This is a genomic window from Pseudomonas sp. D(2018) (assembly GCF_005502555.1).
In the GTDB taxonomy this organism is placed as follows: domain Bacteria; phylum Pseudomonadota; class Gammaproteobacteria; order Pseudomonadales; family Pseudomonadaceae; genus Metapseudomonas; species Metapseudomonas resinovorans.
The window spans coordinates 92,195-118,615 of record NZ_SCOK01000013.1 but is presented as its reverse complement, the minus strand read 5'-3'; the positions used below and the strand labels follow the sequence as shown (position 1 = coordinate 118,615).

Sequence of the window (26,421 nt, the reverse complement as noted above, 5' to 3'; positions counted from 1 at the left end):
CAGCGATAGCCCAACCAGAAAGGAAAGAGAACGCGAGAAACGCACCCGCCAAAGACCCAGCACCCATGACACCTCCGCCAACGCACCCAGATAAAAGCCTCACATGAACTGAAAAACGCCAGTTATCCCTAAGACACTGACGCCACAACAATTGCTCCCTACCCGAGGCTGACGCGAGCAGTCGATAGAGCGACATCGGGCGGCGCCCAGCAGCGCGAGCCCCCAACCTCGACTCTCGACACGACAGCGCTCGACCACCCATCGCCATTCAAGGCCCGAGACCGTCAACGGACTTGACACAAAGGCACAAAGACATCAAAAAGCCATCACCTCTTCTGCCAGTGAGATTCCAAGGATGACTTCCGCAACTCATGGTGCGCCGGGCTCCGCCTTCAGCACCTGCATTGCAGCCGATGAAACGCCCGCCTTCCCCACCAAGGCAGACTTGACCGAAATCACCTCCAGGCTCAAACACCTTGAAGCCGTGCGCTCGCATCATCTCGAGATTGTGTCCTTCAACCTTGAGAACCTGAAGCGGGCACTTAGTCTGTAGACAACCCCTCCCCGCTTTCGCGAAAGATGTGGCAGCACGACAGAACAAGGAGACCGGTAGCACGAGCAGACCAATGCAAATGCCCACCCCTCGATGATCGCCACCCCAAGCGACCAACCGAAGAAACCAGCATCACAATCACTAAGTACCTACCGCGAGAAAAGGGCGGCCAGCAAAAAGGCTCCGCGGCATGGCCGATGTCGGCAGACCAAATTGACCTAAGTTGATACCGAAGATCAGCCCCACCCGTCGACACGCGACCCTCGCAGAGCTTGCCGACACCAACGCCAGCAGCAAGGCCACCGCCTCACACCTGAACAATGAATTCGGCATCCAGCGCAGACCTCGCACGAACCTGAAGACCCGGGCTTGCAGCACCAAACAGGACGGACTCGCCAAACCATGGCAAAGCGCGAGGCGCTTGACGAGACTAAACCCATCCCTCGGGCTTGCCTGGACACTCACCAGAAGACGGACACTATGAAGAAATCGCGAAAACAAAAAGGGGCGACCCTTTCGGATCGCCCCTCTTAGCCCCGCGTGACGCGGGTTCGATTTGGTAGGCACAATTGGACTCGAACCAACGACCCCCACCATGTCAAGGTGGTGCTCTAACCAACTGAGCTATGTGCCTTCGATGGGTGCGCATTCTACGGATTAACTTTTCCCTGTCAACACCTTTTTTTCGCTAACCCTCTGAAAAAGTGGATTTTTTACTGTTCACCGCCTCGTTGAATATTTTGCACAGAGGCTAGCCGGCCCGTTTTAACTCAGGTAGCATCAGCACATCTGTAAAAAATAAAAAACAGAGATTCCATTATGACGCACACTCCCTACCCTCAGTCCTATTACGCGTTCTCGGCCAACCCGGTACCGGCTCGCCCTGAACTGCAAGGCGAGACCGAAACCGACGTCTGCATCATTGGCGCAGGCTACACCGGCCTATCTACCGGCCTCTTCCTTCTGGAGAACGGCTTCAAGGTCACGATCCTCGAAGCCGCCAAGGTCGGTTTCGGCGCATCCGGCCGCAACGGTGGCCAGATCGTGAACAGCTACAGCCGCGACATCGATTCGATCGAGCGCGCCGCTAACCCAAAGAACGCCAAACTGATGGCCGACATGGCCTTCGAGGGCGGCCGCATCATTCGCGACCGCATCAAGAAGTACGACATCCAGTGCGATCTGAAGGATGGTGGCGTATTCGCAGCCATCACCAAGAAGCAGATGGGTCATCTGGAAGCCCAGAAGAAGCTGTGGGAGCGCTTTGGTCACACCCAGCTCGAAATTCTGGACGCCAAACGCATTCGCAAAGTTGCGGCGACCGACAACTATATCGGCGGCATGCTGGACATGAGCGGTGGCCATATCCACCCGCTCAACCTCGCCCTCGGCGAAGCCGCGGCCGTTGAGTCCCTGGGCGGAGTCATCCACGAACAAAGCCCGGCCACTCGCATCGAACGCGGCGCCAACCCGGTGGTACACACCCCGAAAGGTCGTGTGAAAGCCAAGTTTGTCGTCGTGGCCGGCAACGCCTATCTGGGCAACCTGGTTCCCGAGCTGGCCAGCAAGTCCATGCCTTGCGGCACCCAAGTGATCACCACCGAGCCGCTGTCGGACGACTTGGCCAAGACCCTGCTGCCGCAGGATTACTGCGTCGAGGACTGCAACTACCTGCTGGATTACTACCGTCTTTCCGGCGACAAGCGCCTGATCTACGGCGGCGGCGTGGTCTACGGTGCCCGTGACCCGGCGAACATCGAAGCCATCATCCGGCCGAAGATGCTGAAGACCTTCCCGCAACTCAAGGACGTGAAGATCGACTTCGCCTGGACCGGAAACTTCCTGCTGACCCTGTCGCGCCTGCCCCAGGTCGGCCGGATCGGCGACAACATCTACTACTCCCAAGGCTGCAGCGGCCACGGCGTCACTTACACCCACATCGCGGGCAAGGTGATTGCCGAAACCCTGCGCGGCCAGGCCGAGCGCTTCGACGCTTTCGCCAGCCTGCCGCACTACCCCTTCCCTGGCGGTCGCATGTTCCGCGTGCCGTTCACTGCGATGGGCGCGTGGTACTACAGCCTGCGCGACAAGCTGGGCGTCTGATTCGCCTGCAAACGAAAGCGGCGCCCCAGGGCGCCGTTTTCGTTTCCGTGACTGCCTGTCAGGGCATTTGCAGCCGTGCCATCTTCGCTGCGTTGACCTGGCCCGCCGCAGCAAGCTCATCGGCCGCCTTCAGCCAGCGAGCCCGCTCCACCGATGCCGGCAACTGGTTCGGCGCCTGCACCAGCACTGCCCAGCTCCCCGCTTCACCCCAGCCCGACTCAAATTCACTGAAACTCATCAGGGCGCGGCGCTCATGACCGTGGCGCAACAGCACTTGCTGGTTGGCTCGGTCGTAGCCGATCAACAGCGCATAGCGCCAGGAGGGCATCCAGCCGAAGCCTTCGCGCAAATGCACCAGCACTGGGTTGCCCGCAGCCACCTGCTCCAACAACTCATCCATCTGGTTACCCAGCGGATAAACCATCAAGCCATGCTGACGCGCCGTCGCCACCAGCCCCTCCCGTATGGAGGCTTCCTTCTGGGGCAGTTGCAGCTCTTTTTCGATCATGCCCGGCGTTACCTCTTCCCCCTGCTGAGTCAGCAAGGCCGCCATGGAAGCGGGCGCACTTTGGTAGGCATTCTGGGCGAAGAACGGCACACCGCTCAGCTCAACCCGCTCCGGGCCCGCCCGTAATTTCGGCGATAGCGGCTGGGCGGCACACCCGACCAGCGCGGCAACGCATGCGGCAACAAGGACAGGGCGGAACAAACGGCTCAGGACGGGCACGGCAACACTCGCTGTAGGCAACCTCGAACGATCGAAGATGATACTGGCAGGAGCCCACCGGGTACATTGCGGCGCTAGCCCGCTGCTATCAGGAACAATGCCAGAGCACTCTGTATACCCTGCAAACCGACAAAAACGCACAACGCCCGGTACAAAAGTCGCTTACCCGTTCATTTCAGCGACAAAAACTTAGTTTTTCACGACGTGCTGTGACTTATCAGTCGGGTCTCGCCATCCACATTCACGACAGTGCAATAAAGGCGTGAAGCCGCACCGTCACCTTCATTGGGCACAATATGGAGAGACCCCTCCCATGAATACTCCGCTGCGTTTCAACGAAGCACTGATCATCGCAGGTCGTGCTTTCAAACCCTTTCAGTGTGTTGCCTGGGCCCTGCAAGACGGCACCGGCGAACTCAGCATCAGCGTGATCGACCGTACCAGCACCCGCCTGCTCGGCCGTTCGAAGATCCCTAGCAGCACTTATTCCGATCCGGAGCAACTGGCAAGCATCCTCAAGCAGTCCCGCGAGGAGTTGAGCCGCAAAGGCTACAACCTCGAGCCCTGGTCGATGCCGGAATAATCGCACCAGCGCCAGTGCCCAATGCGCGGCGGGCAGGCCTTCCCTGCTCGCCCCGGCCGTTCTTTCCCTGCAGTCCCCCTCCCTCACCCACACCAACACCAACACCAACACCAACACCAACACCAACAAGCAAGCTGACCACCCCAGCGGGTGATTGATTTCGCCTTTGGCGATATCTGTGGGCTTATTGTCATTGTTGCCACCCTCCATTCGCTGCAGACTGACGCCATCTCCTTCATCGAGATCGTCATGGACCCGATTCGCCACATCGCCTGCCTGGCCTTTCCCGAGGTGATGAGCCTGGACGTCACTGGCCCGTTGCAAGTGTTTGCCTCGGCCAATGTCGAGCGCCAGCGCCAGGGCCTGCCCCCCTCTTATGTGCTGCATCTCCTCGGCCCCGAAGCAGGTCCTGTGAAAACCTCGGCCGGCTTTGGCCTGGTTGCTGAGCAGGCTTGGCGCGAGGTCGACCCTGCCAGCCTGGACACGCTGTTGATTCCTGGCGGCACGCACATGCAAAGCCTCTGCGAAGACACCGAGCTTCTGGACTGGCTGCGACAGGCCGAGCCCCATGTACGCCGCCTGGGCTCGATCTGCTCAGGCGCCTTAGTCCTGGCTGCGACCGGGCTACTGGATGGCCGCCAAGCCACGACGCACTGGTCGGATGTAAAGGCACTTAGCCGCCACGCCGAGGTGGACGTGCAAGGAGACCGCTTGCATACCTACGACCCGGAGGGCCTGGACGGCGATACGCATGTTTTTACGTCTGCAGGTGTCACCGCCGGCATCGACCTGGCGCTGGCCCTGGTGGAGGCGGACCTGGGTCGTCCGATTGCACTGGCAGTGGCCCGGCATCTGGTGCTGTTCCTACGTCGCCCCGGCGGACAGGCACAATTCAGCGCCCTACTCACCCCGGACCCCAGACGCACACCGCGGTTGGCCGCCCTGCTGGAATGGATTCCCGCCAACCTGGGTGCCGACTTGTCCCTGGAAGCCCTTGCGGCCCAGGCGAAGATGGCGCCGCGCAGTCTTTCGCGTCTCTTCGCCCAGGAACTGGGCATGGGCCCTGGCAAGTATGTGGAACGGGTCCGTGTGGAAGCGGCCCGCACGCTACTGCAGGACGCCCAGGCGTCCATCGCCACGGTGGCGCACCTGACCGGTTTCGGTCACCCCGAGAATCTGCGTCGCACGTTTCACAAACACCTGTCCGTCAGCCCGCAGGAATACGCGGAGCGCTTCGGACGCCCGACATCTGACTGAGGATCCCGCCATGCTTGAACTGCGCCCCAATTGCGAATGCTGCGACAAGAATCTGCCGCCCGAGTCCACCCAGGCAGTGATCTGCTCATTCGAATGCACGTTCTGCCGCGATTGTGCCGATCAGCGTCTGCACGGCACCTGCCCCAACTGCGGTGGTGAACTGCTTCGACGGCCTATCCGTCCAGCGACGGCGCTCGCGAAGTATCCCGCTTCAGACCAGCGCATCCTGAAAGCCGCCGGCTGCCCGAGCTGAAGACCAGCGCAACAAGCTGGATTGATGCGGTTAGTGACGAATGCCACGCCGCTCGCGATGAATATTTGCGGCTTCTTTCTGGAGTATCGCGCTGAGCTGATCCGCTGGCGTACCCTCGGGACCTTCCTGCCTGCTTTCAAAGCATTGGGCTTCGCGCAGCTCAGCCGCAACTACGATGGGGAGGCCCCATGAGCATGAAAAAGGCGACCCGAAGGTCGCCCTTTCAATGCGCTGCACGCCTTCTTAGTAGTAGGCGTTCTCGCGGTTGCTGTGGTCGGTGACGTCACGCACGCCTTTCAGCTCCGGAATGCGCTCCATCAGAGTCTTCTCGACGCCATCCTTCAGGGTCATGTCGACCATGCCGCAGCCCTGGCAGCCGCCGCCGAACTGCAGCACAGCGATGCCCTCTTCGACGACATCCACCAGGCTCACCTGGCCGCCGTGGCTGGCCAAGCCGGGGTTGATCTCCGTCTGGAGGTAGTAGTTGATGCGCTCGTTGAGCGGGCTTTCTTCATTGACCATCGGCACCTTGGCGTTCGGCGCCTTGATGGTGAGCTGACCACCCATGCGATCAGTGGCGTAGTCCACCACGGCATCTTCCAGGAAGGGTTCGCTGACACCGTCGATCCAGGCGGTGAAAGCGGCCAGCGCAACGGCGTTATCCTCGGGCTTCTGCTCGCCCGGCTTGCAGTAGGCGATACAGGTTTCGGCGTACTGGGTGCCCGGTTGGGTGATGAAGACTCGAATACCGATGCCCGGGGTGTTCTGCTTCTCCAGCAGGTCAGCCAGATAATCCTGGGCAGCTTGGGTAATGGTGATGGCGCTCATGGCAACTCCTCGCAAACATGGGCGCAGTGTACGCCAAAGGGGAACAGGGGTTAAAGCCCTACCAATTTAGTAGGAATAATTCGCGTCCAGCTCGGTCCCGGAGGCTGCTGACGATTTAGCGCACGCGAGAATGGCCGAGGATGCTGGGTTTACGAGCCGTAAAGCACACAGCCGATACCATTCTCAACGCAGTTGTTCTGACGCGAAGCAAGTCGTCGGCAGGTACTCACAGGTTCTGATAGCGGTTCATGTCCAACTCCCCCGCCTCCACCGGCTCCGTTTCGCGGATATGGGCGACCAGGTCGTGGAAGTAGAACCAGAATTGCGGATGGGTACGCCGAATACCCCAACGCTCCACCAGCTTGTCGAACGCGGCACCATCCTTCGCCTGTTCCAGGGCGTTGACGAAAGCCTCCACCTCCTCCGCCTTGAGGTTGAACATGAAGTTCGGGTAGCTGGAGAGCACACCAGGATAGAGGGTCAGCGTGTCCAGCCCTGGCTGGTAGCGCAGCTCCTCACCCAGCATGAAAGCCACGTTGCTGTGGGCGCGATTGCGCAACAGACTGTAGACCTCGCGCTGTCCATCGGGGAGCTCGACGCGCAGCAGGGTTGCTTCCGGCAATTGCTCGATCACCTTCAAGCCCGCTGCCGGCCGGCTCACCAGGCGACTGAGCACCTGCTCCGCATCCTGCAACTCCGGCACGATGCCAGGACGGTAGCAGCGGCCGTCAAGGCAGCGGTTGATCGGATCAGGACGCGCATTGAGGCCCGCATAGCGCATCAGCAGTTCCTGGGCGAAGGTGCGTTTCGGGTCCTTCTCGGGCAAGGACAAGGCCGTTGGGGTGTCCTTGTCGATGCTTTGATAATCCATCCACATCTTCACCTTGCCGCTTTTCTGGTACCAGTCACCCAGCAAGACCGCGCGAGATTCGGCCGGCATCAGACGAAGGAAGTTGACCTCAGCGCCATTGCGGATCAGGTCGAAATAGAGCCGCGTCTGTGCCTGGTGGGAAACGTTGCCGAACACGTCGAAGTTGACCACCAATTGGTAGTAGGTGCGCTCGAGAAGCGGATAGTCCATCCACCAGATGGTCTGGGGGACTTCGCCGATCAGGCCTTTACGCACCGAGGCGCTGTCGTGCTGGCGGAAGATGGACAACAGCGCATTGTCGTTGCCAGTCCAGATGTGCGCCCAGCTTGGCGACGGCGCATCGGCGTACGCCTCCATGCGTAGCGCTTCGTACTCGTTGCGCTTGTCGCGGTAGGTGCGCCAGAGGCCGAGCAAGTCACCGATGTCGTCGAACTGACCCGGCATCGCCAGCAACGGCGTCGCTTGCTCACGGTACTCGGTATCGGTGATGTAGAGGTCGTGGGCGGGAGCCTGGAACAACGCCCAGAAGTTATCGCGGATGACGTCGGTGGCAATCTGCCCACGGCAGACGGGGCCGCGGATGAAGGTACGCACGAAGTACTCGGCGTTATCCAGCATGAACTGGTAGCGCGCTTGTGCCGGAATGGCCTGGAAGGTCTCGAAGGGATTGGCGCGACGCTGCGCACCATAACCAGGCACCTGGTCCACGGCCCAGTCGCCGGAATAGAACAGCTCCTTGACCCGCGCCATCTTCGCCGCGCTCAGCGGATAGGTGATGTGGGTCTTGTGCACGATCACGCCCTGGATGGGCCAGAGACGGTAATAGAACGTATTACCCGGATCTTCGTTAGGCCGGCGCGTGGCAATGGGATCGATGGGTTGCCCACTGGGAGTGCGCGAGCGCACCAACTGGAAGAAATGACCAGACTCTCCGTCCTCGAAATAGAGATGCGCAAGGAACAGGTGCTCGAACAACCAGCGCCCTACCAGCGTTTCACGGGCACCCGGAGCATTCAGCAGCGCCTCCCACTCAGCTACCTGGCGTGCCTCGGCAGCGCTGGGCTGTACCACTTGTTCCTCCACCTTGGCACCTTCGGCGATCCAGCGTTGCAGCTTCTGATACTCCGCCTCGCTGAGGCCAGTCACGGCGAACGGCATTCCGGCTCGGGCGTGCTTGCGTGCGTAGTCGTCAAACTCCCCGGGTAAAGGGCACTGATTCTGCCGGTTGATACTGATATCGAGATTGGCCGGTAGTTTCGCGTTGGGTTTCGGCGGGACGGACCGCCCCAGCTCCAGCATCCGCGCCATCAGCGCGGCCTGGGCGCCGTTGGCGTCCAGTACGGAATGGAAACCTTTGCGTCTCCACGCCTCCGCGCCTTGGGCATCGACGTACAGACGCGTGATTTCCTGGGCCTTGGTGCGCCCACCGTCATATACCGGAAGCTTATTCGCGCCGCGCGCTGCACCTTCAGCACTGCCGAGATTGAGCTGGCAGGGGGCGTCGTAGCAGGCGTGGCATGCCACGCACTTCTGGGTGAAGATCGGCTGGATGTCACGGCTGTAGGACAGCTCGTCCGCCCACGTCGGGCGAATCCACAGCATGAGCAAGACAACCAGGGTGGCGAGGGCTCGCAGCGACATAACTCGATCCATGAGGAGCAAAGGGGCGGATTCTACTGGCTTGCAGATCGGAGCGGTGATCTCGCCCCACCACCAACATGAACAGAATTCATGGAAATGGCGAACAAGCTAAAAATTACTAAGGTTTTGTTATCATCCCCGCCTTTGTTCACGCCACCCCTCAGGTAGTTCCCATGTCCGACCGCATCGCCCGCCAGCAAGCCCTGCAACAGGCGCTCAAAGAGCGCATCCTGATCCTCGACGGCGGCATGGGCACCATGATCCAGAGCTACAAGCTGCAGGAAGAGGACTATCGGGGTACCCGCTTCGCCGACTGGCCGAGCGACGTGAAGGGCAACAACGACTTGCTGCTGCTCTCCCGCCCGGATGTGATCCAGGCCATCGAGAAGGCTTACCTGGACGCCGGCGCGGACATCCTCGAAACCAATACCTTCAACGCCACTCGCGTGTCCCAGGCCGACTACGGCATGGAAGCGCTGGTCTATGAGTTGAACGTCGAAGGTGCACGCCTGGCCCGTGAAGTGGCCGACGCCAAGACCGCAGAGAATCCGGCCAAGCCGCGCTTCGTTGCCGGCGTACTTGGCCCAACCAGCCGCACCTGCTCCATCTCCCCGGACGTGAACAACCCCGGCTACCGCAACGTCACCTTCGACGAGCTGGTGGAGAACTACACCGAAGCCACCCGCGCACTGATCGAGGGAGGTTCGGACCTGATCCTCATCGAGACCATCTTCGACACCCTCAACGCCAAGGCGGCGATTTTCGCCGTGCAGGGCGTATTCGAGGAGTTGGGCTTCGAACTGCCGATCATGATCTCCGGCACCATCACCGACGCCTCCGGCCGCACCCTGTCGGGCCAGACCACCGAGGCATTCTGGAACTCGGTTCGCCACGCCAAGCCAATCTCCGTAGGCCTGAACTGCGCGCTCGGCGCCAAGGACCTGCGTCCGTATCTCGAAGAGTTGTCCAACAAGGCCGAGACACACGTCTCCGCCCACCCGAACGCCGGCCTGCCCAATGCCTTCGGCGAGTACGACGAAACGCCAGCGGAAATGGCCTCGGTGGTCGAGGAGTTCGCGGCGAGCGGCTTCCTCAACATCGTCGGCGGTTGCTGCGGCACTACCCCGCCGCACATCCAGGCCATCGCCGAAGCCGTGGCCAAGTATCCGCCGCGCGCTATCCCGGATATCCCCAAGGCCTGTCGCCTGTCTGGCCTGGAACCCTTCACCATCGATCGCAACTCGCTGTTCGTGAACGTCGGCGAGCGCACCAACATCACGGGCTCCGCCAAGTTCGCCCGACTGATCCGCGAAGAGAACTACACCGAGGCCCTGGAGGTCGCCTTGCAGCAGGTTGAAGCCGGCGCCCAGGTGATCGACATCAACATGGACGAGGGCATGCTGGACTCGAAGGCGGCCATGGTCACCTTCCTGAACCTGATCGCCGGCGAGCCGGACATCTCCCGCGTGCCGATCATGATCGACTCCTCCAAGTGGGAAGTGATCGAGGCGGGCCTGAAATGCATCCAGGGCAAGGGCATCGTCAACTCCATCTCCATGAAGGAAGGCGTGGAAGCCTTCAAGCACCACGCCCGCCTGTGCAAGCGTTACGGCGCCGCCGTGGTGGTGATGGCCTTCGACGAGGTCGGGCAGGCCGATACCGCCGCGCGCAAGAAAGAAATCTGCAAGCGCAGCTATGACATCCTGGTCAATGAAGTGGGCTTCGCACCGGAAGACATCATCTTCGACCCGAACATCTTCGCCGTGGCCACCGGCATCGAGGAGCACAACAACTACGCGGTGGACTTCATCGAAGCCTGCGCCTACATCCGCGACGAGTTGCCCTATGCGTTGTCTTCAGGCGGTGTGTCCAACGTCTCCTTCTCCTTCCGCGGCAACAACCCGGTGCGCGAGGCGATCCACTCGGTCTTCCTGTACCACGCGATCAAGAACGGCCTGACCATGGGCATCGTCAACGCGGGCCAGTTGGATATCTACGACGAAATTCCCGCCGAGCTGCGCGAAAAGGTCGAAGACGTCGTGCTCAACCGCAACCCTGACTCCACCGAGGCCCTGCTGGCCATCGCCGACAACTACAAAGGCGGCGGCGCAGTCAAGGAAGCCGAGAACGAGGAATGGCGCAGCTATCCGGTGGGCAAGCGACTGGAACACGCCCTGGTGAAAGGCATCACGACCTTCATCGTCGAAGATACCGAAGAGTGCCGCCAGCAATGCGCACGCCCGATCGAGGTGATTGAAGGGCCACTGATGTCAGGCATGAACGTGGTGGGCGACCTGTTCGGCGCCGGCAAGATGTTCCTGCCCCAGGTGGTGAAGTCCGCGCGCGTCATGAAGCAGGCTGTTGCCCACCTCATTCCCTTCATCGAAGAGGAAAAAGGCGACAAGCCGGAAGCCAAAGGCAAGATTCTCATGGCCACCGTGAAGGGTGACGTGCATGACATCGGCAAAAACATTGTCGGCGTGGTGCTGGGTTGCAACGGCTACGACATCGTCGACCTCGGCGTGATGGTTCCGGCAGAGAAGATCCTCCAGACCGCCATTGCCGAGAAGTGCGACATCATTGGCCTTTCCGGCCTGATCACCCCGTCCCTGGACGAGATGGTCCATGTCGCCAAGGAAATGCAGCGCCAGGGCTTCACCCTGCCGCTGATGATCGGCGGCGCCACGACCTCCAAAGCCCACACAGCGGTGAAGATCGACCCGCAGTACAGCAACGACGCCGTGGTGTACGTCACCGACGCCTCTCGCGCCGTGGGCGTGGCCACCCAACTGCTGTCCAAGGAACTGAAGGCCGGCTTCGTCGAGAAGACCCGCGCCGACTATGTCGAGGTGCGTGAGCGCACCGCCAACCGCGCTGCACGCACCGAGCGCCTGGCCTATTCCGACGCCCTGGCAAACAAACCTCAGTTCGACTGGACCGGCTATCGCGCACCCAAGCCGAGCTTCACCGGTGTGCAAATGCTGGAGGACATCGACCTGTCGGTGCTGGCCCAGTACATCGACTGGACCCCCTTCTTCATCTCCTGGGATCTGGCCGGCAAGTACCCGCGCATTCTCACCGATGAAGTGGTGGGCGAAGCGGCCACCTCCCTGTTCAATGACGCCCAGGCCATGCTCAAGCAACTGATCGACGGCAAGCTGATCAAGGCCCGCGCAGTATTCGGCTTCTGGCCGGCCAACCAGGTGGATCATGACGACGTGGAGGTGTACGACGGCCACGGCAAGGCCCTCGCGCGCCTGCACCACCTGCGCCAGCAAACCATCAAGCCCGACAGCAAGCCGAACCTCTGCCTGGCCGACTACGTAGCGCCCAAGGAGAGCGGCATCACGGACTACGTCGGCGGTTTCATCACCACCGCCGGCATTGGCGCCGAGGAGCTGGCCAAGCAGTACGAGGCCAAAGGCGACGACTACAGCGCCATCATGGTCAAAGCACTGGCAGACCGCCTGGCCGAAGCATGCGCCGAGTGGTTGCATGAGCGCGTGCGTAAGGAATACTGGGGCTACGCTGCCGACGAGCGCTTGGACAACGAAGCGCTGATCAAGGAGCAGTACAAAGGCATCCGCCCCGCTCCAGGCTATCCGGCCTGCCCGGATCACACCGAGAAAGGCACCCTTTTCCACCTGCTCGACCCACAGGGCACCAGCGGCGTGACGCTCACCGAGCACTACGCCATGTTCCCGGCGGCCGCGGTCAGCGGCTGGTACTTCGCACACCCCGAAGCCCAGTATTTCGCGGTGGGCAAAATCGAGCGCGACCAGATTGAGAGCTACAGTAAACGCAAGGGTCAGGACCAGGCCGTAAGCGAGCGCTGGCTATCGCCGAACCTGGGTTACGAGAACTAGAAAGACCCGTGCTGCACCATTGCGACGGAACTGGTCCGTCGCAATGGTGCTCAGCCGCAGGCCCTATGAAGGCATGGGCACGAAAGTGCGACAGCACGTCAGCACTATCGGTAGCGGACTCTGTAGAGCGGCATTGACCATCCCGCTGCTGCGCTACATCGGCCATTCCGACCAGGACTCCCCGCACCATCGGAGCGTGAGCGGTCCCTCGTGTGACGTCTGCGGTCCAACGCCATGGACCTATCCAAACAGCGCGGCGCAATGGGTATGACTGGCGCGACCTGGTCGCTGCCCAGCGTCGCGCGTTGAAGTGCAGCGGTATTCAGCGGGTTGGGTCGGGAGGTGGCCAGGGTGCTCGGGCGGCGTATACGTGCCGCCCGATCAACCGCGTAACCGGTTAACCCTTGGTGCGCCGCACGAACTTGATCGACCATTCGAAGTTGGGCTTGCGCGTGACACTGATGGCGCGGCGGGTAACGGTGTCGAGGGTGACGTTCCAGAAGCCCGTGCTGGGGATCACGATCTTCGCCGGGAAGCGGTCGAAGGCGCCGCCGTGGTAGCTGTGGCGACCGCCGTTCTTGAAGCTGCGGAAGTTCGCATCGCTCATCAAACGGATGTTGCAGGTCTGCGAGCACTGGATGACGACCAGATCGCCCTCGTTGAGGTGCTCGCGTTGATGGATGAACTTCATGAACAGCTCCAGAATCGCTGAATCGAACAGCGCGCCAGAATACCACGGAGGCAAATGCCACCGCCTCGCCTACGCTGAACAAGCCGACCAGGCGGATTGCCCGGGCGAAACGGAATGTTCGCCACGTGCGCATCCAATCCTTCTGGAACCCGAACGACCAAGGTGAACACAACATGCCCTACGCTATCCGAATTCCCGCACTCCTGATTGCCTTCGGACTAATCACGGCCTGCAGCAGCCATGCCGAGAACGATGGTTTGAACGTGACCACCAGCGCCGCCGAAGCCTACGCCCAGGGTGTGCCCGGCGGCGTCGCGTCCGAGACTGAGCAGATCTCGGCGGTTGTCACGGCCGTCGATCATCAGAAGCGGACCTTCACTCTCGAGGACGAGCAGGGTAACCGCCAGACCTTCAATGCGGTGCCGGAAATGCGCAATTTCTCGCAGCTTAAAACCGGTGATCGGGTCAAGGCGGTGGTGACTCACGAGCGCGTTATCCAACTGCGCGCACCAGGCGAAGCCCAGGAGGATGGCGCGGCGGGACTGGTGGCGACGGCGCCGGAAGGCAGCAAGCCGGGGTTGCTGATCGCGGACACCATGGAAATCACTGCCGTGGTCAAGGCCATCGACACCACCCAGCACACCGCCACCCTGGAGTTCGCCGATGGCAGCCGCAAGGTCGTGAGAGTGCGTCCTGACATTGAGCTCAAACCCACCTACCTCAACCAGGAAGTGGTGATTCGACTGACCTCAGCCCTGGCCATCAGCGTAGAGGCGCCCTGACGCGCGTCTACCGGCTGCTCGGCGGGCCTGCCACCTCATGGGGGACAGTGGTAGGATGCGCGCCCCATGCGTATCAGCGATATCCACCAACGCCTCGCCGACCTAGGCGCCCTCCCCGTCCACAGCGGACGGGTGGTGCGTGCCTGGCTGCAGGGCAAGCCCCTGGATGCCGGCACCCGCCGCCAACACACCGAGCACTTCCTGCCGCTCAGCGTCCGTGACGGCTTGCCCGCGCTGGCCGACGAGTTGGAGGCACTGGTTCACCTACGTTCGGAGCACCCCGGCGTAGACGGCTCTGCCCGCCTGCTGGTGGCATTGCGCGACGGCCAGATGGTGGAGAGCGTGCTGCTGCCCCGCGACGGGCTTTGCGTATCGACCCAGGTCGGCTGCGCCGTGGGTTGCGTGTTCTGCATGACCGGCAAGAGCGGACTGCTGCGCCAGGTGGGCAGCGCCGAGATCGTCGCCCAGGTCGCCCTCGCCCGCCGCTTCCGGCCGGTGAAAAAAGTCGTGTTCATGGGCATGGGCGAGCCGGCGCACAACCTGGAGAACGTGCTCGAAGCCATTGATCTGTTGGGCACTGACGGCGGTATCGGCCACAAGAACCTGGTGTTCTCCACCGTCGGCGACATGCGCGTCTTCGAGCGCCTTCCCCAGGAGCGGGTCAAGCCGGCCCTGGCCTTGTCCTTGCACACCACCCGAGCCGACCTGCGCGAACAGCTGCTGCCCAAGGCACCGCGCATCGCTCCGGATGAGTTGGTTGAACTGGGCGAGCGTTATGCCCGCACCATCGGCTATCCCATCCAGTACCAGTGGACGCTGCTCAAGGACATCAACGACAGCCAGGAAGAAATGGACGGCATTCTGCGCCTGCTCAAGGGCAAGTACGCGGTGATGAACCTCATCCCCTACAACAGCCTGGATGCAGACGAATACCAGCGCCCCGATGGTGACCGAATCGTGCAGATGGTCCGCTACCTGCACAGCCGCGGCATCCTTACCAAAGTGCGTAATTCTGCTGGCCAGGACGTCGAGGGTGGCTGCGGCCAGTTGCGCGCCCGAGCTGTGGAACTGGTCAACACTCGCCGCTTGCGGCACCCCGCCTCCTGAGCGATCGGGCAACAGGTTCGTGCCGACGAGCTAAGCTCAGGCCAGGAGGTGTCCCATGGACGACAAAAATCACGACCAACCCCTGAGCTTCCGCGAAATGCTGCAGAGCGTGCTGGCAGCCGCCTTCGGCGTGCAGAGCGGGAAGAATCGCAGCCGCGACTTCAGTCGCGGCAAGCCCAGCCACTTCATCATCCTCGGCGTGCTCTTCACCGTGGTCTTCGTGCTGGTGCTCTATGGCCTGGTGCGCCTGGTGCTCCACTTCGCCGGCCTCTGAAGCCTCAGTCGATCAGAGGCGCCAGGGAGAAGCGATAGTCGCGCGCGCCTTTCTTGCCCACCAGGCTGAAGGCCCGGAAGTCCAGGTCGAAGCCATACCGCTCGATATGTTGCAAGAGCCGCGTTGCCTTGTCCCGGTCCAGGGCCATGAACAACCGCACTTCGCGATCCTTGCCACCATGACGGGCGAAATCCACGCCAGCGTCGTAGTCATGCAACAGCACCATGGCCCAGCCGCCCAAAGTGAAGTGGCCACTGACCAAGGCGCTGATCTTCCCATCAAGATAAGTACGCAAGACTTCCGGTGAATTGTTCAGTGCGGAGAAAAGGAGGTCCTGCCCAGGCTTGCGCCCCAACTCGGTGGCGGCCTGCATCGCGCCAAAGGCCATTTCATCGTTGGCCGACCACACCAGCTTCACGTCCGGATAGCGCTGAAACAGCTGCAGGGCCTGGGTGTAGGCGCGCTCACGATTCCATTCGCTGTAGACCAACTGGCGCAGATGGGCATTGGGGAATTCGGCCAGGGCCTGCATGAGGCCTCGCTCACGTCGCTGGGCCGCGGGCGTCTGTTTGACGCCGGAAAACGCCAGCATGTCGAAGGGCTGGCCAGGCGCCAGGCGCTCCTGTTGTTCCAGCAGCGAGCGCGCCATCAGGTAACCGGCCTCCTCATCATTGGGGACCATGCTGCCAATCCAGTCGGGGTAGCGCTCCCGGGTGCCCCCGGTCAGTAACTGCTGATCAGGCGTCAGGTTGCTGTTCACGGTAAACAGCTTGACCCCACTGCCGCGCGACAGACGCAGGATTTCAGGCGCCGCGTATTGCTCGTTGACGAACACCAGGTAATCAGGACGATCCGCCCCCTGCAGCACTTCGCGGGCCTGGTCGAGCATCAAGTCCAGGTCGCGCTCGGCATAGCGGATTTCAAGATCCATGCCGAGGTCATTGGAGGCCGCCTGCATGAACTGCGCATAACTCGCCCAGAAGGGTTCGTTGTGACGCCCCGGATTGAGAAAAACCACGGAAGCGGCGCTCAGCGTCTGGCTAACGCCCAGGCAGAGGCACAGTAGAAGGCAGGCACCCAGTCCTTTCATTCCATCACCCAGGAAAAATCGGCGGCGCAGTATAACTGCTTCTTACCGGGTGATCGGAGGTAACGGGGCCGCCAGGCCCCGTTCTTTACTGGTGGCTGACCCAGAACACCGCAGTGGAAACGGCGATCAGGATCAAGAAGAAGATGGCCCAGGCATCGACCTTGCTGTCGTGGCTGGAATCTTCGGAATGCTCGGTCATGACGTCCCCCAATTGTTGTGGTTATAGGCGGCTTGCACTTCGAGTAAAGACCAGCCCCCGCCGGGCCTCAAGCCGAAGGGTTATGCGCGACCCCAAGGCAATAACTTCTGGTTCTTTACATATACTCAAACATCACTTTTGCGCATAACCCCGAACTGGTATCTTCCTCCGGCTCCGCGGGGAGTGCGCGGCCGTGCGCGCAGAAAAGCTGTAAGCAGCCTGACAACAGGACATTTCATGTACGTATACGACGAGTACGATCAACGGATCGTCGAGGACCGCGTCAAGCAGTTCCGCGATCAGACCCGCCGCTATCTGGAAGGCGAGCTTTCGGGTGAGGAATTCCGCCCGCTGCGCCTGCAGAACGGCCTGTACATCCAGCGCTACGCGCCCATGCTGCGTGTCGCCGTGCCCTACGGCCTGCTCTCTTCCGTCCAGGTGCGCAAGCTGGCGCAGATCGCTCGCGATTACGACAAGGGCTACGCCCACATCAGCACCCGCCAGAACGTCCAGTTCAACTGGCCGGAACTGGAAGACGTGCCGGAAATCCTCGCCGAGCTGGCCACCGTGCAGATGCACGCCATCCAGACCAGCGGCAACTGCATCCGCAACACCACCACCGACCAGTTCGCCGGCGTTGCCCGTGACGAACTCGTCGACCCGCGCCCCTGGTGCGAGATCATCCGTCAGTGGTCCACCTTCCACCCGGAATTCTCCCACCTGCCGCGCAAGTTCAAGATCGCCGTCAACGGCGCTGTGAGCGACCGTGCAGCCATCGAAGTCCACGACATCGGTCTGGAAGCGGTGCAGAACGAAGCCGGCGAACTGGGCTTCCGCGTATCAGTCGGTGGCGGCCTGGGCCGTACCCCGATCGTCGGCAGCTTCATCAACGAGTTCCTGCCCTGGCAGCACCTGATCAGCTATCTCGACGCGATCCTGCGCGTGTACAACCGCTACGGCCGTCGGGATAACAAGTACAAGGCGCGCATCAAGATCCTGGTCAAGGCGCTGACCCCGGAAGTGTTCGCCGAGCGCGTGAACGCCGAATGGGTACACCTGAAGGATGGCCCGACCACCCTGACCGAAGCCGAAGTGGAGCGTGTCGCCAAGCACTTCGTCGACCCGACGTACAAGACCCTGGAAGACCAGGACGCCGCCCTCGCTGCCCTGGATGCCGAGCACCCGGGCTTCGCCCGCTGGCGCGAGCGCAACGTGATTGCCCACAAGAAGCCCGGCTATGCCGCCGTGACCCTGTCGCTCAAGCCCACTGGCGTCGCGCCGGGCGATGTCACCGACAAGCAGCTGGACGCCATCGCCGACCTGGCTGATCGCTACTGCTTCGGCGAAGTGCGCAACAGCCACAACCAGAACATCATCCTGGCCGACGTCGAGCAGGCCCAGCTCTTCACCCTCTGGGGCGAGCTGCGCGAACTCGGCTTCGCCACCCCGAACGTGGGTCTGCTGACCGACATCATCTGCTGCCCGGGCGGCGATTTCTGCTCCCTGGCCAACGCCAAGTCGATCCCGGTGGCCGAAGCCATCCAGCGTCGTTTCGACGACCTGGACTATCTGTTCGACATCGGTAACCTCGACCTGAACATTTCCGGCTGCATGAACGCCTGCGGCCACCACCACGTCGGCCACATCGGCATCCTCGGCGTGGACAAGAAGGGCCAGGAGTTCTACCAGGTGTCCCTCGGCGGCAGCGCCGGCCGTGATGCCAGCCTGGCGCAGATCCTCGGCCCGTCCTTCGCCCAGGACGAAATGGCCGACGTGATCGAGAAGATCATCAAGGTCTACGTGGAACAGCGCACCGAAGACGAGCAATTCCTCGACACCTTCCGCCGCATCGGTATCGACCCGTTCAAGGAGCGCGTTTATGCAGCGAATCATTAAAAACGGTCAGGTCATCGACGAAACCTGGCATCTGCTGGCCAAGGACGCGACCCTGGACGGTATCCCCAACTGTGACGACATCATCATCCCGCTGGCGCTCTGGCGCGATCACGCCCATGCACTGAAAGCCCGCGACGGTGGCCTCGGTGTCTGGCTGGACAGCGACGAAGAGATCGAAGAGATCGCCGACGACCTGGAACACTTCCAGGTCATCGCGCTGAACTTCCCGGCCTTCACCGACGGCCGCCACTCCTCCACCGCCTACCTGCTGCGCCAACGCTACGGCTACAAGGGTGAAGTACGCGCCATAGGCGACGTGCTGCGCGACCAGCTCTTCGCTCTCCAGCGTTGTGGCTTTGACGCCTTTGCACTGCGGGCGGACAAGGACCCGTACGACGCCCTCAAGGCCTTCGAAGAGTTCTCCGAGGTCTACCAGGCATCCAGCGACCAGCCCCTGCCGCTGTTCCGCCGCCGTACGGACTGAGTGATGCGCCAACAAAGAGCCCCGCACACGCGGGGCTTTTTGTTGGGCCAATCGATCTCTTGCAGGTGCGAGTAAACATCCACGTTCGTAGAACGTGGACTTGCTTTTAACCCCCCCCATAAGGGAGCGTCTCGGAGGCGGCCGGCAAATCGTAGCCCAGATAAAATCCGAGAACGGCGGTTGGACTTCTCCCGGACTTCATTCGGGCTACTGACGTGCAGGAGCGAGCTTGCTCGCGAAACTTCGTGCCTGGGCTGTTCGCGAGCAAGCTCGCTCCTACAGACAGTCCGATTTCATCCTGCTAGTGGCTTCCCAAGTTCAAATGAATCCGCCCCTGCCGTTTCCAGCTTACGGCGCGCGAACCGCATCCCAGGCCACCTGTATGAACAGCTCGCGGCAATCGGCCAGACTGGTGCGGGTACGCCCCGCCAGCCAATTGCGGGTGAAGTCCTGGACCGGCCCGATGACGACAGAAACGAAGCAGTCGCGTGGCATCTCGCGATAGGCCCCTCTCTCACGATAAGGCCGCAGTATCTCTTCAATGCGCCCATGGTGCAGACGGTTGGTTTCCCGTAGCTGCTCACCCAGCTCGCTCGCCTCCACCCTCCCCCGGCTGTGCAGGATGAACCGTGCCCAGTCCGGGTTCTCCAGCACCCAGTCGACATAACAGGCCACCAGCAGCTTGATGCAACCCTCGGCGCTATCCACCTTGGCGAACCCCGCCTCCAGCAAACGCGCATAGCCACTCACCCCCTCCAGATAGAGAGCGGCAATGATGCGTTCCTTGTTGCCGAAATGGTGGTAGAGGCTGCCGATGCTGGCACCGGATCGGTCGCGGATCATCTCGATGGTGGTGGCATCCACGCCCTGTTCACTGAAGCAGGCCAGCGCGGCCTGGAGGATGTCGTCTTTTCGGGAGGGACGGCCCATTGGATTCCTCTAATGAAACTAGAATATTTTTCTAGAATAACTTTCTATCTTTCGTATACTGCCCGGGTTCGCGTTTTTCCAGAAGCCCTTTCCAAAGCCAGGACGGATGCAATGATCAGTTCGACAGAATCCCGGATCGACAACGGCAACGGCCACCTCATCAGCACCAATTGGTTCCGCCCCGAAGGCGAGGCCCTGGCCGCGGTGCTGATAGTACCCGCCATGGGCGTACCCCAGCGCTATTACGCGCCCTTCGCCACCTGGCTAGCGGAACGCGGCTATCTAGTTGCCACTTTCGACTATGTCGGTATGGGCCAATCTCGCAACGGCCACCTGCGGGACCTGGACGTGGATATCCTCGATTGGGCCCGCCATGACTGCAGCACCATGCTTTCGCTCGTGGCCAACGCCGCCGGGGACAAACCGCTGTACTGGATCGGCCACAGCCTGGGCGGGCAGATCCTGCCCTTCGTCGAAGGAGCCGAGCGCATCAGCAAGGTGCTGACCATCGCCACCGGCAGCGGCTACTGGCGGGAAAACACCGCGGAGCTGCGTCGTCGGGTCTGGCTGTTGTGGTTCCTGGTGGCACCGCTGGTCACGCCGCTGGCCGGCTACTTCCCTGGCAAGCGCCTGGGCATGGTGGGCGACTTGCCCAAGGGCGTGATTCAACAGTGGCGCCGCTGGTGCCTGAACCCGGAATACGCGGTGGGCGCTGAAGGTGAGCGTGTGCGGGAAGCCTATTCCGCGGTACGCACACCGATCACCTCCATCTCTTTCACCGACGACGAGATGATGTCCGGGCGCAACACCGAGTCGCTGCACAGCTTCTATCGCCAGGCGCAGAAGAGCTTCAAGCGCATCGCCCCGGCAGATGTGGGCGAGAAAAGCATCGGTCACTTCGGCTTCTTCAAGCCGCAGTACGAACGCTCCCTGTGGCAAAGCGTGCTGCTGCCCGAGCTGGCCTGAGCCAGCCCGGGCCCGTTGGGCTCATTGCCAGAAACGCTGCTGGCTGAGGCGTCCCCACCAGTTCAGCAGCACTCGATCGATGGCCACACTGGCGGCAAGGCCGACGCGCTCCTGCAAGCTTTTGCGCGCCGCATAGTGCAGGTGGAACAGCTCGGCTTCCTTGGCGCGTTCAGCCAGGTACTCGTCGCTGGTGCGCAGTTCGTCCACCAGTTGCTTCTCCAACGCCGCCATGCCCAGCCAGACCTCGCCCGTGGCGATTTCGGCCATGTCCAGCTGAGGTCGGTAGCGACCGACGAAACCCTTGAACAGCTCATGGGTGGTCTCGAGGTCTTCCTGGAACTTCTGCCGTCCCTTCTCGGTGTTCTCACCAAACACAGTGAGGGTGCGCTTGTACTCGCCGGCAGTGAGCACTTCGAAGTCGATATCGTGCTTCTTCAGCAAGCGGTGCACGTTGGGCAGCTGCGCCACGACGCCAATGGAGCCGATGATGGAAAACGGCGCGGCAAGGATCTTCTGGCCGATGCACGCCATCATGTAGCCGCCGCTGGCAGCCACCTTGTCCACACAGATGGTGAGCGGCACACCGGCGTCGCGAATACGGGCCAGTTGCGACGACGCCAGGCCGTAGCTGTGCACCATGCCGCCGCCGCTCTCCAGGCGCACCACCACCTCGTCCTTGTCCGTGGCCATGGACAGCAGTGCAGTCACTTCATGGCGCAGGTGATCGGTGGCCGAGGCCTTGATATCGCCATCGAAGTCCAGCACGAAGATCCGCGACTTCTGCCCTGCCGACTTCTTCGCCTGTTTCGCCGCTTTGGCTTCGGCCTTGCGCAGTGACTTCAGGCGCGCTTTGTCCAATACCGAGTGCTCCAGGCGCTCGCGCAAGTCCTTGTAGAAATCGTTGAGCTTGCGGACATCCAGATGGCCGCTGGCCACGCGCCGGTTGCGGCCACGCAGTGCGGCGATAGCCGCCAGCACCACCAGGATGGCCACCAGCACGGTTACCGTCCTGGCCAGAAAGCCTGCATACTCGGCAAAGAATTCCACGTGTATCCCCCTTGTCATCCCCGCTGGCGCCAGCCTTTCGGCGGCGCAAAGACCAGCAAGCATAACGGCGCGAACCCCTGCTCGCCAGCGAGCTGAAACGTCTGCATAAACAGTGGGAATGCATTCAAACAAGCGTATGTTTTTTCGTTGACAGGCCTAAGGCTTCCTCATACCCTCGCGGAACTTTCAACCTCGCGGGACGGCAGCGTACGTGGGCAGCATCTACCTGATTCGACATGGCCAGGCTTCCTTCGGTGCCGACGACTACGATGTGCTTTCGCCCATTGGCATTCGTCAGGCCGAGATACTTGGTGAGCATCTCGCCCGACTGGGCCTGCGCTTCGATCGCTGCTACAGCGGTGACCTCCGTCGTCAACAGCACACGGCACAATCCGCCCTGGCGCAATTCAGCGCTACCGGCCTGACAGCACCCGCCATCGATATCGACCCGGCCTTCAACGAGTTCGATGCAGACGCGGTGATCCGCGCCCTGCTCCCCGACCTGCTGCCGGAAGAACCCGAAGCCTTGCACGTCTTGCGCAATGCCGCGCAAAACCGCGCCGATTTCCAACGACTGTTCTCCAAGCTGATCCTGCGCTGGGTCTCAGGCGCCCACGACAAGCCGGGGCTACAAAGCTGGCTGGAGTTTGTCGAGCAGGTTCGCGGAGGCCTGGAACGCATCCTGGCCCAGGCGGACAGCAAACAGAACATTGCCGTATTCACCTCCGGCGGCACTATCACCGCCCTGCTCCACCTGGTTGCCGGCATTCCGGCCGAAAGCGCCTTCGGGCTCAACTGGCAGATCGTCAATACCTCGCTCAACCGTCTGAAGTTCCGCGGTAGCGAGGTGACCCTGGCTTCCTTCAACAGTCATGTGCATCTGGAACTGTTGAAGGCGCCGGAGCTCATCACTTATCGCTGAGCCCGGCCCATTGCGGCTGGAACAAGCCGCTAGAAAAAACCCTAGAAAAAGGAAAACACCATGACCAACGTTGCTGACATCGTCAAAACCATGCAGTCCAAGTTCAACGCCGGTGCCGCCGCTGGCCTGGATCTGGTATTCCAGTTCAACATCGAAGACGGCGACAACCACTACCTGGTGGTCAAGGACGGCACCTGCGACGTACAACAAGGCGACGCCCCGAACCCGAACGTCACCCTGATCATGGACAGCGCTACCCTGAAGGGTATCACCAGCGGTGAAACCGACGGCATGCAGGCCTTCATGGCCGGCAAGCTGCGCGCCGAAGGCGACATGATGCTGGCCATGAAGCTCGGCGAACTGTTCCCGGTCTAAGCTTTTCCCGCGAAAAGCCATGCACCAAGAAACCGGAGTCCATGGGCTCCGGTTTTTTTTCGCCCAACACAAGCGGCACGGGCGAATCAGGCAGCCTGATTGTGCTGCAACACCTTTGTCTATAACGGCTCGTTCGGCTTGTGACGCCCCTGAGGCGGCATTAGATTAGCGAATAGTCTCGGGCCCCCATCATAAGTAGAAGGGATAAGCATGACGCTTACTGATCAGTCCACCCGTATCCGCGAAGGCGAAGAGCTCGACGCCGCCGTTATCGACCAATACCTCAAGGCCAACATTCCCGGCCTGGAAGGCACCCCGAGCATCAGCCAATTCCCTGGCGGCGCCTCCAACCTGACCTACCTGCTGGAATACCCCAACCAGGAGTTCGTGCTGCGCCGCCCTCCCTTCGGCCACAAAGCCAAGTCCGCACACGACATGGGCCGCGAGTTCCGCATCCTCAACCAGCTCAACGCCGGTTTCCCGTACTGCCCCAAGGCCTATGTGCACTGCACCGACGAATCGGTGATCGGCGCCGAGTTCTACGTGATGGAACGGGTCAAGGGCGTGATCCTGCGCGCCGACCTGCCGGCCGACATGACGCTCGATGAAGGCCAGGCCCGCGAACTGTGCCTGAGCTTCATCGACAAGCTGGTGGAACTGCACAACGTCGACTACAAGGCCTGCGGCCTGGGCGACCTGGGCAAACCGGAAGGTTATGTGCAGCGCCAGATCGCCGGCTGGACCGACCGCTACGAGAAGGCCCTGACCCCGGACGCCCCGACCTGGGAACCGGTCAAGGCGTGGCTGCGCGACAAGATGCCGGCCGACCACCACAAGCCGGCCATCGTCCACAACGACTACCGCTTCGACAACGTGATCCTCGATCCGAACAACTCGATGGAGATCATCGGGGTACTGGACTGGGAACTGACCACCATCGGCGATCCGCTCATGGACCTGGGCAACACCCTCGCCTACTGGATCGAAGCCAAAGACCCGGCCCCCGTGCAGTTGATGCGTCGTCAGCCGAGCCACCTGCCAGGCATGTTGACCCGCCAGGAGTTCGCCGACTACTACGCCGAGCGTGCCGGCCTGCCGCGCATCGACAACCTCGACTTCTACTACACCTACGGCCTGTTCCGCCTGGCCGGCATCGTGCAGCAGATCTACTACCGCTACTTCCACGGGCAGACCCAGGACAAGCGCTTCGCACAGTTCATTCACATGAACAAACTGCTGGAGCAGATGAGCCTGCAAGTCATCAACCAATCACGGCTGTAAACCGGCTTACAACAAGGGGAACCCCATGTCCAAGACCCATCTGTTCGACCTCGACGGCAAGATCGCCTTCGTTTCCGGCGCCAGCCGCGGTATCGGTGAAGCCATTGCCAAGCTGCTGGCCCAGCAAGGCGCCCACGTGATCGTTTCCAGCCGCAAGATCGAAGGCTGCCAGGCCGTTGCCGACGCCATCATCGCCGAAGGCGGCCAGGCCACCGCCATCGCCTGCCACATCGGCGAAATGGAACAGATCCAGAGCGTCTTCGCCGAGATCCGCGAGAAGTTCGGCCGCCTCGACATCCTGGTCAACAACGCCGCCACCAACCCACAGTTCTGCAACGTGCTGGACACTGACCTGTCGGCCTTCCAGAAGACCGTGGACGTGAACATCCGTGGCTACTACTTCATGTCCATCGAAGGCGGCAAGCTGATGAAGCAGAACGGCGGCGGCAGCATCATCAACGTCGCCTCCATCAACGGCGTTTCCCCCGGCGAGTTCCAGGGCATCTACTCGGTGACCAAGGCCGCCGTGATCAGCATGACCAAGGTCTTCGCCAAGGAATGCGCCCAGTTCGGCATTCGCTGTAACGCCCTGCTCCCGGGCCTGACCGACACCAAGTTCGCCTCGGCCCTGGTGAAGAACGACGCCATCCTCAACGTCGCCCTGCAACGCATCCCGCTCAAGCGCGTCGCGGACCCAAGCGAGATGGCCGGCACCGTCCTCTACCTTGCCAGCGATGCCTCCAGCTACACCACAGGCGTTGCGCTGAACGTCGACGGCGGCTTCCTTTCCTGAGGATATCGCCCATGAATAAGGGAGCCCGAGGGCTCCCTTTCTCGTTATTGCGCATAGCACCGTAAGATGGGTAGAGCGGAGCGAACCCCATGCAGTCACGGGCGATGGGTTGCTCAGGCGCGCGGAGCGCCACCCGCCCCCTACCGCTTGCAGCCCGGAATCAGCGCCAGTCCTTCAACGCTTCCTTGGCCACCTGGTTCAACGGCTGAGCCAGCAGACCTGTGGGCGACAGGCTCACGGAATAGACGGCTCCATCGGCCATTGGCAGATAGGTCACCCGCTGCGCCTCAGGCACGAACAGGAAGAAGTCGCGCTGGGCCAGTCGCAACCAGCGCCACAGATCAACGCCGTATGGACTCGCCGCCAATTGCACGCGAGGATGCTGGGCCAGCGCCTGCTGTTCGATGGCGAGGAAGCGCCCCGATAGTCGCTCCAGGCGATAGCCCGGTTGCAGACCGAGCAACTCACCCAGGCCTTTCCACTTGAACAGTCGCGCATCCAGTTGCCAGAGGTCGCCATCCAGCAACACCTCACGCTCGGTGCCGCCCTCCAATAGCGTGACCTGGTAGCTCTGCGGGCCCGTGGACTTGAAGTTCAGGGTCACCAGCGGCTTGTCTTCAGGCAGTGCGTTGTAGCTCCACAGGTCCTTGGCTACCAATGCCACCAGCAGCGCCAGAACCAGGAACGCCAGGCCGCAGGTACCGCGAAGCCAACCCAGAAACCAGCCGCGATCGAAGAGGATACGTCCCGCCACCACCGCGACCAACACTGCCAGCAGGGCGGTTGCCCAGGCCAGGCCGTCATACTGCATGGAGCCCATTCCTTATGCGTGAAAATGCCGGCATTATGCGCAACTCCCCACGCCGCAGCCACAAGCCACGCGGCAGTTGTAGACACGGACC

Annotated in this window: 24 protein-coding genes and 1 tRNA gene; 16 read left to right on the top strand and 9 right to left on the bottom strand. The window is 61.7% G+C overall.

Annotation, left to right across the window (positions count from 1 at the left end):
* Positions 1-1,110 precede the first annotated feature (1,110 nt).
* Positions 1,111-1,187, bottom strand: a tRNA-Val gene (locus FFS60_RS11295).
* 185 nt (positions 1,188-1,372) lie between these two features.
* On the opposite strand from FFS60_RS11295, the gene FFS60_RS11290 reads away from it, so the two are divergent.
* The gene (locus FFS60_RS11290; RefSeq protein ID WP_137822009.1) at positions 1,373-2,656 is read left to right on the top strand and encodes an FAD-binding oxidoreductase; all 1,284 of its coding nucleotides are present in this window, start codon (positions 1,373-1,375) and stop codon (positions 2,654-2,656) included.
* 58 nt (positions 2,657-2,714) lie between these two features.
* On the opposite strand, the gene FFS60_RS11285 is transcribed toward FFS60_RS11290, so the two are convergent.
* Positions 2,715-3,383, bottom strand: a complete 669-nt coding sequence (locus tag FFS60_RS11285; protein ID WP_137822008.1) for a PA2778 family cysteine peptidase — start codon at positions 3,381-3,383, stop codon at positions 2,715-2,717.
* Between the two features lie 313 nt (positions 3,384-3,696).
* On the opposite strand from FFS60_RS11285, the gene FFS60_RS11280 reads away from it, so the two are divergent.
* From FFS60_RS11280 to FFS60_RS28670, 4 genes are all read left to right on the top strand, one after another.
* Positions 3,697-3,966 (top strand): hypothetical protein, encoded by a 270-nt coding sequence (locus FFS60_RS11280; protein ID WP_137822007.1) that lies wholly within the window; start codon positions 3,697-3,699, stop codon positions 3,964-3,966.
* Between the two features lie 249 nt (positions 3,967-4,215).
* Positions 4,216-5,223: a GlxA family transcriptional regulator gene (locus FFS60_RS11275; RefSeq protein WP_137822006.1), complete on the top strand. Its 1,008-nt coding sequence runs from the start codon at positions 4,216-4,218 to the stop codon at positions 5,221-5,223.
* 10 nt (positions 5,224-5,233) lie between these two features.
* A complete protein-coding gene (locus FFS60_RS11270) occupies positions 5,234-5,476 on the top strand; it encodes a DUF1272 domain-containing protein (protein WP_028627724.1) in 243 nt (80 codons plus the stop codon).
* A gap of 24 nt (positions 5,477-5,500) precedes the next feature.
* A complete protein-coding gene (locus FFS60_RS28670; protein ID WP_155945688.1) occupies positions 5,501-5,668 on the top strand; it encodes a hypothetical protein in 168 nt (55 codons plus the stop codon).
* A gap of 51 nt (positions 5,669-5,719) precedes the next feature.
* On the opposite strand, the gene nfuA is transcribed toward FFS60_RS28670, so the two are convergent.
* Together nfuA and FFS60_RS11260 are read right to left on the bottom strand one after the other, a co-directional pair.
* Positions 5,720-6,304 (bottom strand): Fe-S biogenesis protein NfuA, encoded by a 585-nt coding sequence (gene nfuA, locus FFS60_RS11265; RefSeq protein WP_028627725.1) that lies wholly within the window; start codon positions 6,302-6,304, stop codon positions 5,720-5,722.
* A gap of 226 nt (positions 6,305-6,530) precedes the next feature.
* Positions 6,531-8,777 (bottom strand): fatty acid cis/trans isomerase, encoded by a 2,247-nt coding sequence (locus FFS60_RS11260; protein ID WP_256658070.1) that lies wholly within the window; start codon positions 8,775-8,777, stop codon positions 6,531-6,533.
* A gap of 212 nt (positions 8,778-8,989) precedes the next feature.
* Here FFS60_RS11260 and metH point away from each other — a divergent pair, with 212 nt between their 5' ends.
* Entirely contained in the window at positions 8,990-12,682 is a 3,693-nt protein-coding gene (metH, locus tag FFS60_RS11255) for a methionine synthase (RefSeq protein WP_137822004.1), read from the top strand.
* A 397-nt stretch (positions 12,683-13,079) separates the two neighbouring features.
* On the opposite strand, the gene FFS60_RS11250 is transcribed toward metH, so the two are convergent.
* Positions 13,080-13,373, bottom strand: coding sequence for a DUF1883 domain-containing protein (locus tag FFS60_RS11250; RefSeq protein ID WP_069084458.1), 294 nt, complete (start codon positions 13,371-13,373; stop codon positions 13,080-13,082).
* 173 nt (positions 13,374-13,546) lie between these two features.
* On the opposite strand from FFS60_RS11250, the gene FFS60_RS11245 reads away from it, so the two are divergent.
* The 3 genes from FFS60_RS11245 (at position 13,547) to FFS60_RS11235 (ending at position 15,536) form a co-directional block, all read left to right on the top strand.
* Positions 13,547-14,155 carry a hypothetical protein gene (locus FFS60_RS11245; RefSeq protein ID WP_028627730.1) on the top strand — a complete coding sequence of 203 codons (609 nt, stop codon included), beginning with the start codon at positions 13,547-13,549 and terminating at the stop codon, positions 14,153-14,155.
* Positions 14,156-14,221: 66 nt separating this feature from the next.
* A complete protein-coding gene (locus FFS60_RS11240) occupies positions 14,222-15,262 on the top strand; it encodes an RNA methyltransferase (protein WP_137822003.1) in 1,041 nt (346 codons plus the stop codon).
* Positions 15,263-15,317: 55 nt separating this feature from the next.
* Positions 15,318-15,536: a DUF2970 domain-containing protein gene (locus FFS60_RS11235; RefSeq protein ID WP_137822002.1), complete on the top strand. Its 219-nt coding sequence runs from the start codon at positions 15,318-15,320 to the stop codon at positions 15,534-15,536.
* A gap of 4 nt (positions 15,537-15,540) precedes the next feature.
* Here FFS60_RS11235 and FFS60_RS11230 read toward each other — a convergent pair whose 3' ends face one another.
* Complete coding sequence (locus tag FFS60_RS11230) at positions 15,541-16,626, bottom strand: ABC transporter substrate-binding protein (protein WP_028627733.1); 1,086 nt, start codon at positions 16,624-16,626, stop codon at positions 15,541-15,543.
* Between the two features lie 436 nt (positions 16,627-17,062).
* On the opposite strand from FFS60_RS11230, the gene FFS60_RS11225 reads away from it, so the two are divergent.
* Positions 17,063-18,721, top strand: coding sequence for a nitrite/sulfite reductase (locus FFS60_RS11225; protein WP_028627734.1), 1,659 nt, complete (start codon positions 17,063-17,065; stop codon positions 18,719-18,721).
* Positions 18,705-19,205 (top strand): DUF934 domain-containing protein, encoded by a 501-nt coding sequence (locus tag FFS60_RS11220; protein ID WP_137822001.1) that lies wholly within the window; start codon positions 18,705-18,707, stop codon positions 19,203-19,205. The genes FFS60_RS11225 and FFS60_RS11220 overlap by 17 nt, the downstream gene beginning before the upstream one ends.
* A 348-nt stretch (positions 19,206-19,553) precedes the next feature.
* Here FFS60_RS11220 and FFS60_RS11215 read toward each other — a convergent pair whose 3' ends face one another.
* A complete protein-coding gene (locus FFS60_RS11215) occupies positions 19,554-20,135 on the bottom strand; it encodes a TetR/AcrR family transcriptional regulator (RefSeq protein WP_028627736.1) in 582 nt (193 codons plus the stop codon).
* 111 nt (positions 20,136-20,246) lie between these two features.
* Between FFS60_RS11215 and FFS60_RS11210 the strand changes: the two genes are divergently transcribed.
* Positions 20,247-21,101, top strand: a complete 855-nt coding sequence (locus FFS60_RS11210) for an alpha/beta fold hydrolase (RefSeq protein WP_028627737.1) — start codon at positions 20,247-20,249, stop codon at positions 21,099-21,101.
* A 21-nt stretch (positions 21,102-21,122) separates the two neighbouring features.
* Here FFS60_RS11210 and sohB read toward each other — a convergent pair whose 3' ends face one another.
* On the bottom strand, positions 21,123-22,148 hold the full coding sequence (gene sohB / locus FFS60_RS11205; protein WP_137822000.1) for a protease SohB: 1,026 nt from the start codon (positions 22,146-22,148) through the stop codon (positions 21,123-21,125).
* A 211-nt stretch (positions 22,149-22,359) separates the two neighbouring features.
* Here sohB and FFS60_RS11200 point away from each other — a divergent pair, with 211 nt between their 5' ends.
* The 4 genes from FFS60_RS11200 (at position 22,360) to FFS60_RS11185 (ending at position 25,519) form a co-directional block, all read left to right on the top strand.
* On the top strand, positions 22,360-23,070 hold the full coding sequence (locus FFS60_RS11200) for a histidine phosphatase family protein (protein ID WP_028627739.1): 711 nt from the start codon (positions 22,360-22,362) through the stop codon (positions 23,068-23,070).
* Between the two features lie 60 nt (positions 23,071-23,130).
* Complete coding sequence (locus tag FFS60_RS11195) at positions 23,131-23,445, top strand: SCP2 sterol-binding domain-containing protein (protein WP_028627740.1); 315 nt, start codon at positions 23,131-23,133, stop codon at positions 23,443-23,445.
* Positions 23,446-23,655: 210 nt separating this feature from the next.
* Complete coding sequence (locus FFS60_RS11190; RefSeq protein WP_137821999.1) at positions 23,656-24,726, top strand: phosphotransferase family protein; 1,071 nt, start codon at positions 23,656-23,658, stop codon at positions 24,724-24,726.
* Positions 24,727-24,751: 25 nt separating this feature from the next.
* The gene (locus tag FFS60_RS11185; protein ID WP_028627742.1) at positions 24,752-25,519 is read left to right on the top strand and encodes an SDR family oxidoreductase; all 768 of its coding nucleotides are present in this window, start codon (positions 24,752-24,754) and stop codon (positions 25,517-25,519) included.
* A 160-nt stretch (positions 25,520-25,679) separates the two neighbouring features.
* Here the strand turns inward: FFS60_RS11185 and FFS60_RS11180 are convergent, their stop codons facing one another.
* Complete coding sequence (locus FFS60_RS11180; protein WP_028627743.1) at positions 25,680-26,330, bottom strand: hypothetical protein; 651 nt, start codon at positions 26,328-26,330, stop codon at positions 25,680-25,682.
* Between the last annotated feature and the right edge of the window lie 91 nt (positions 26,331-26,421).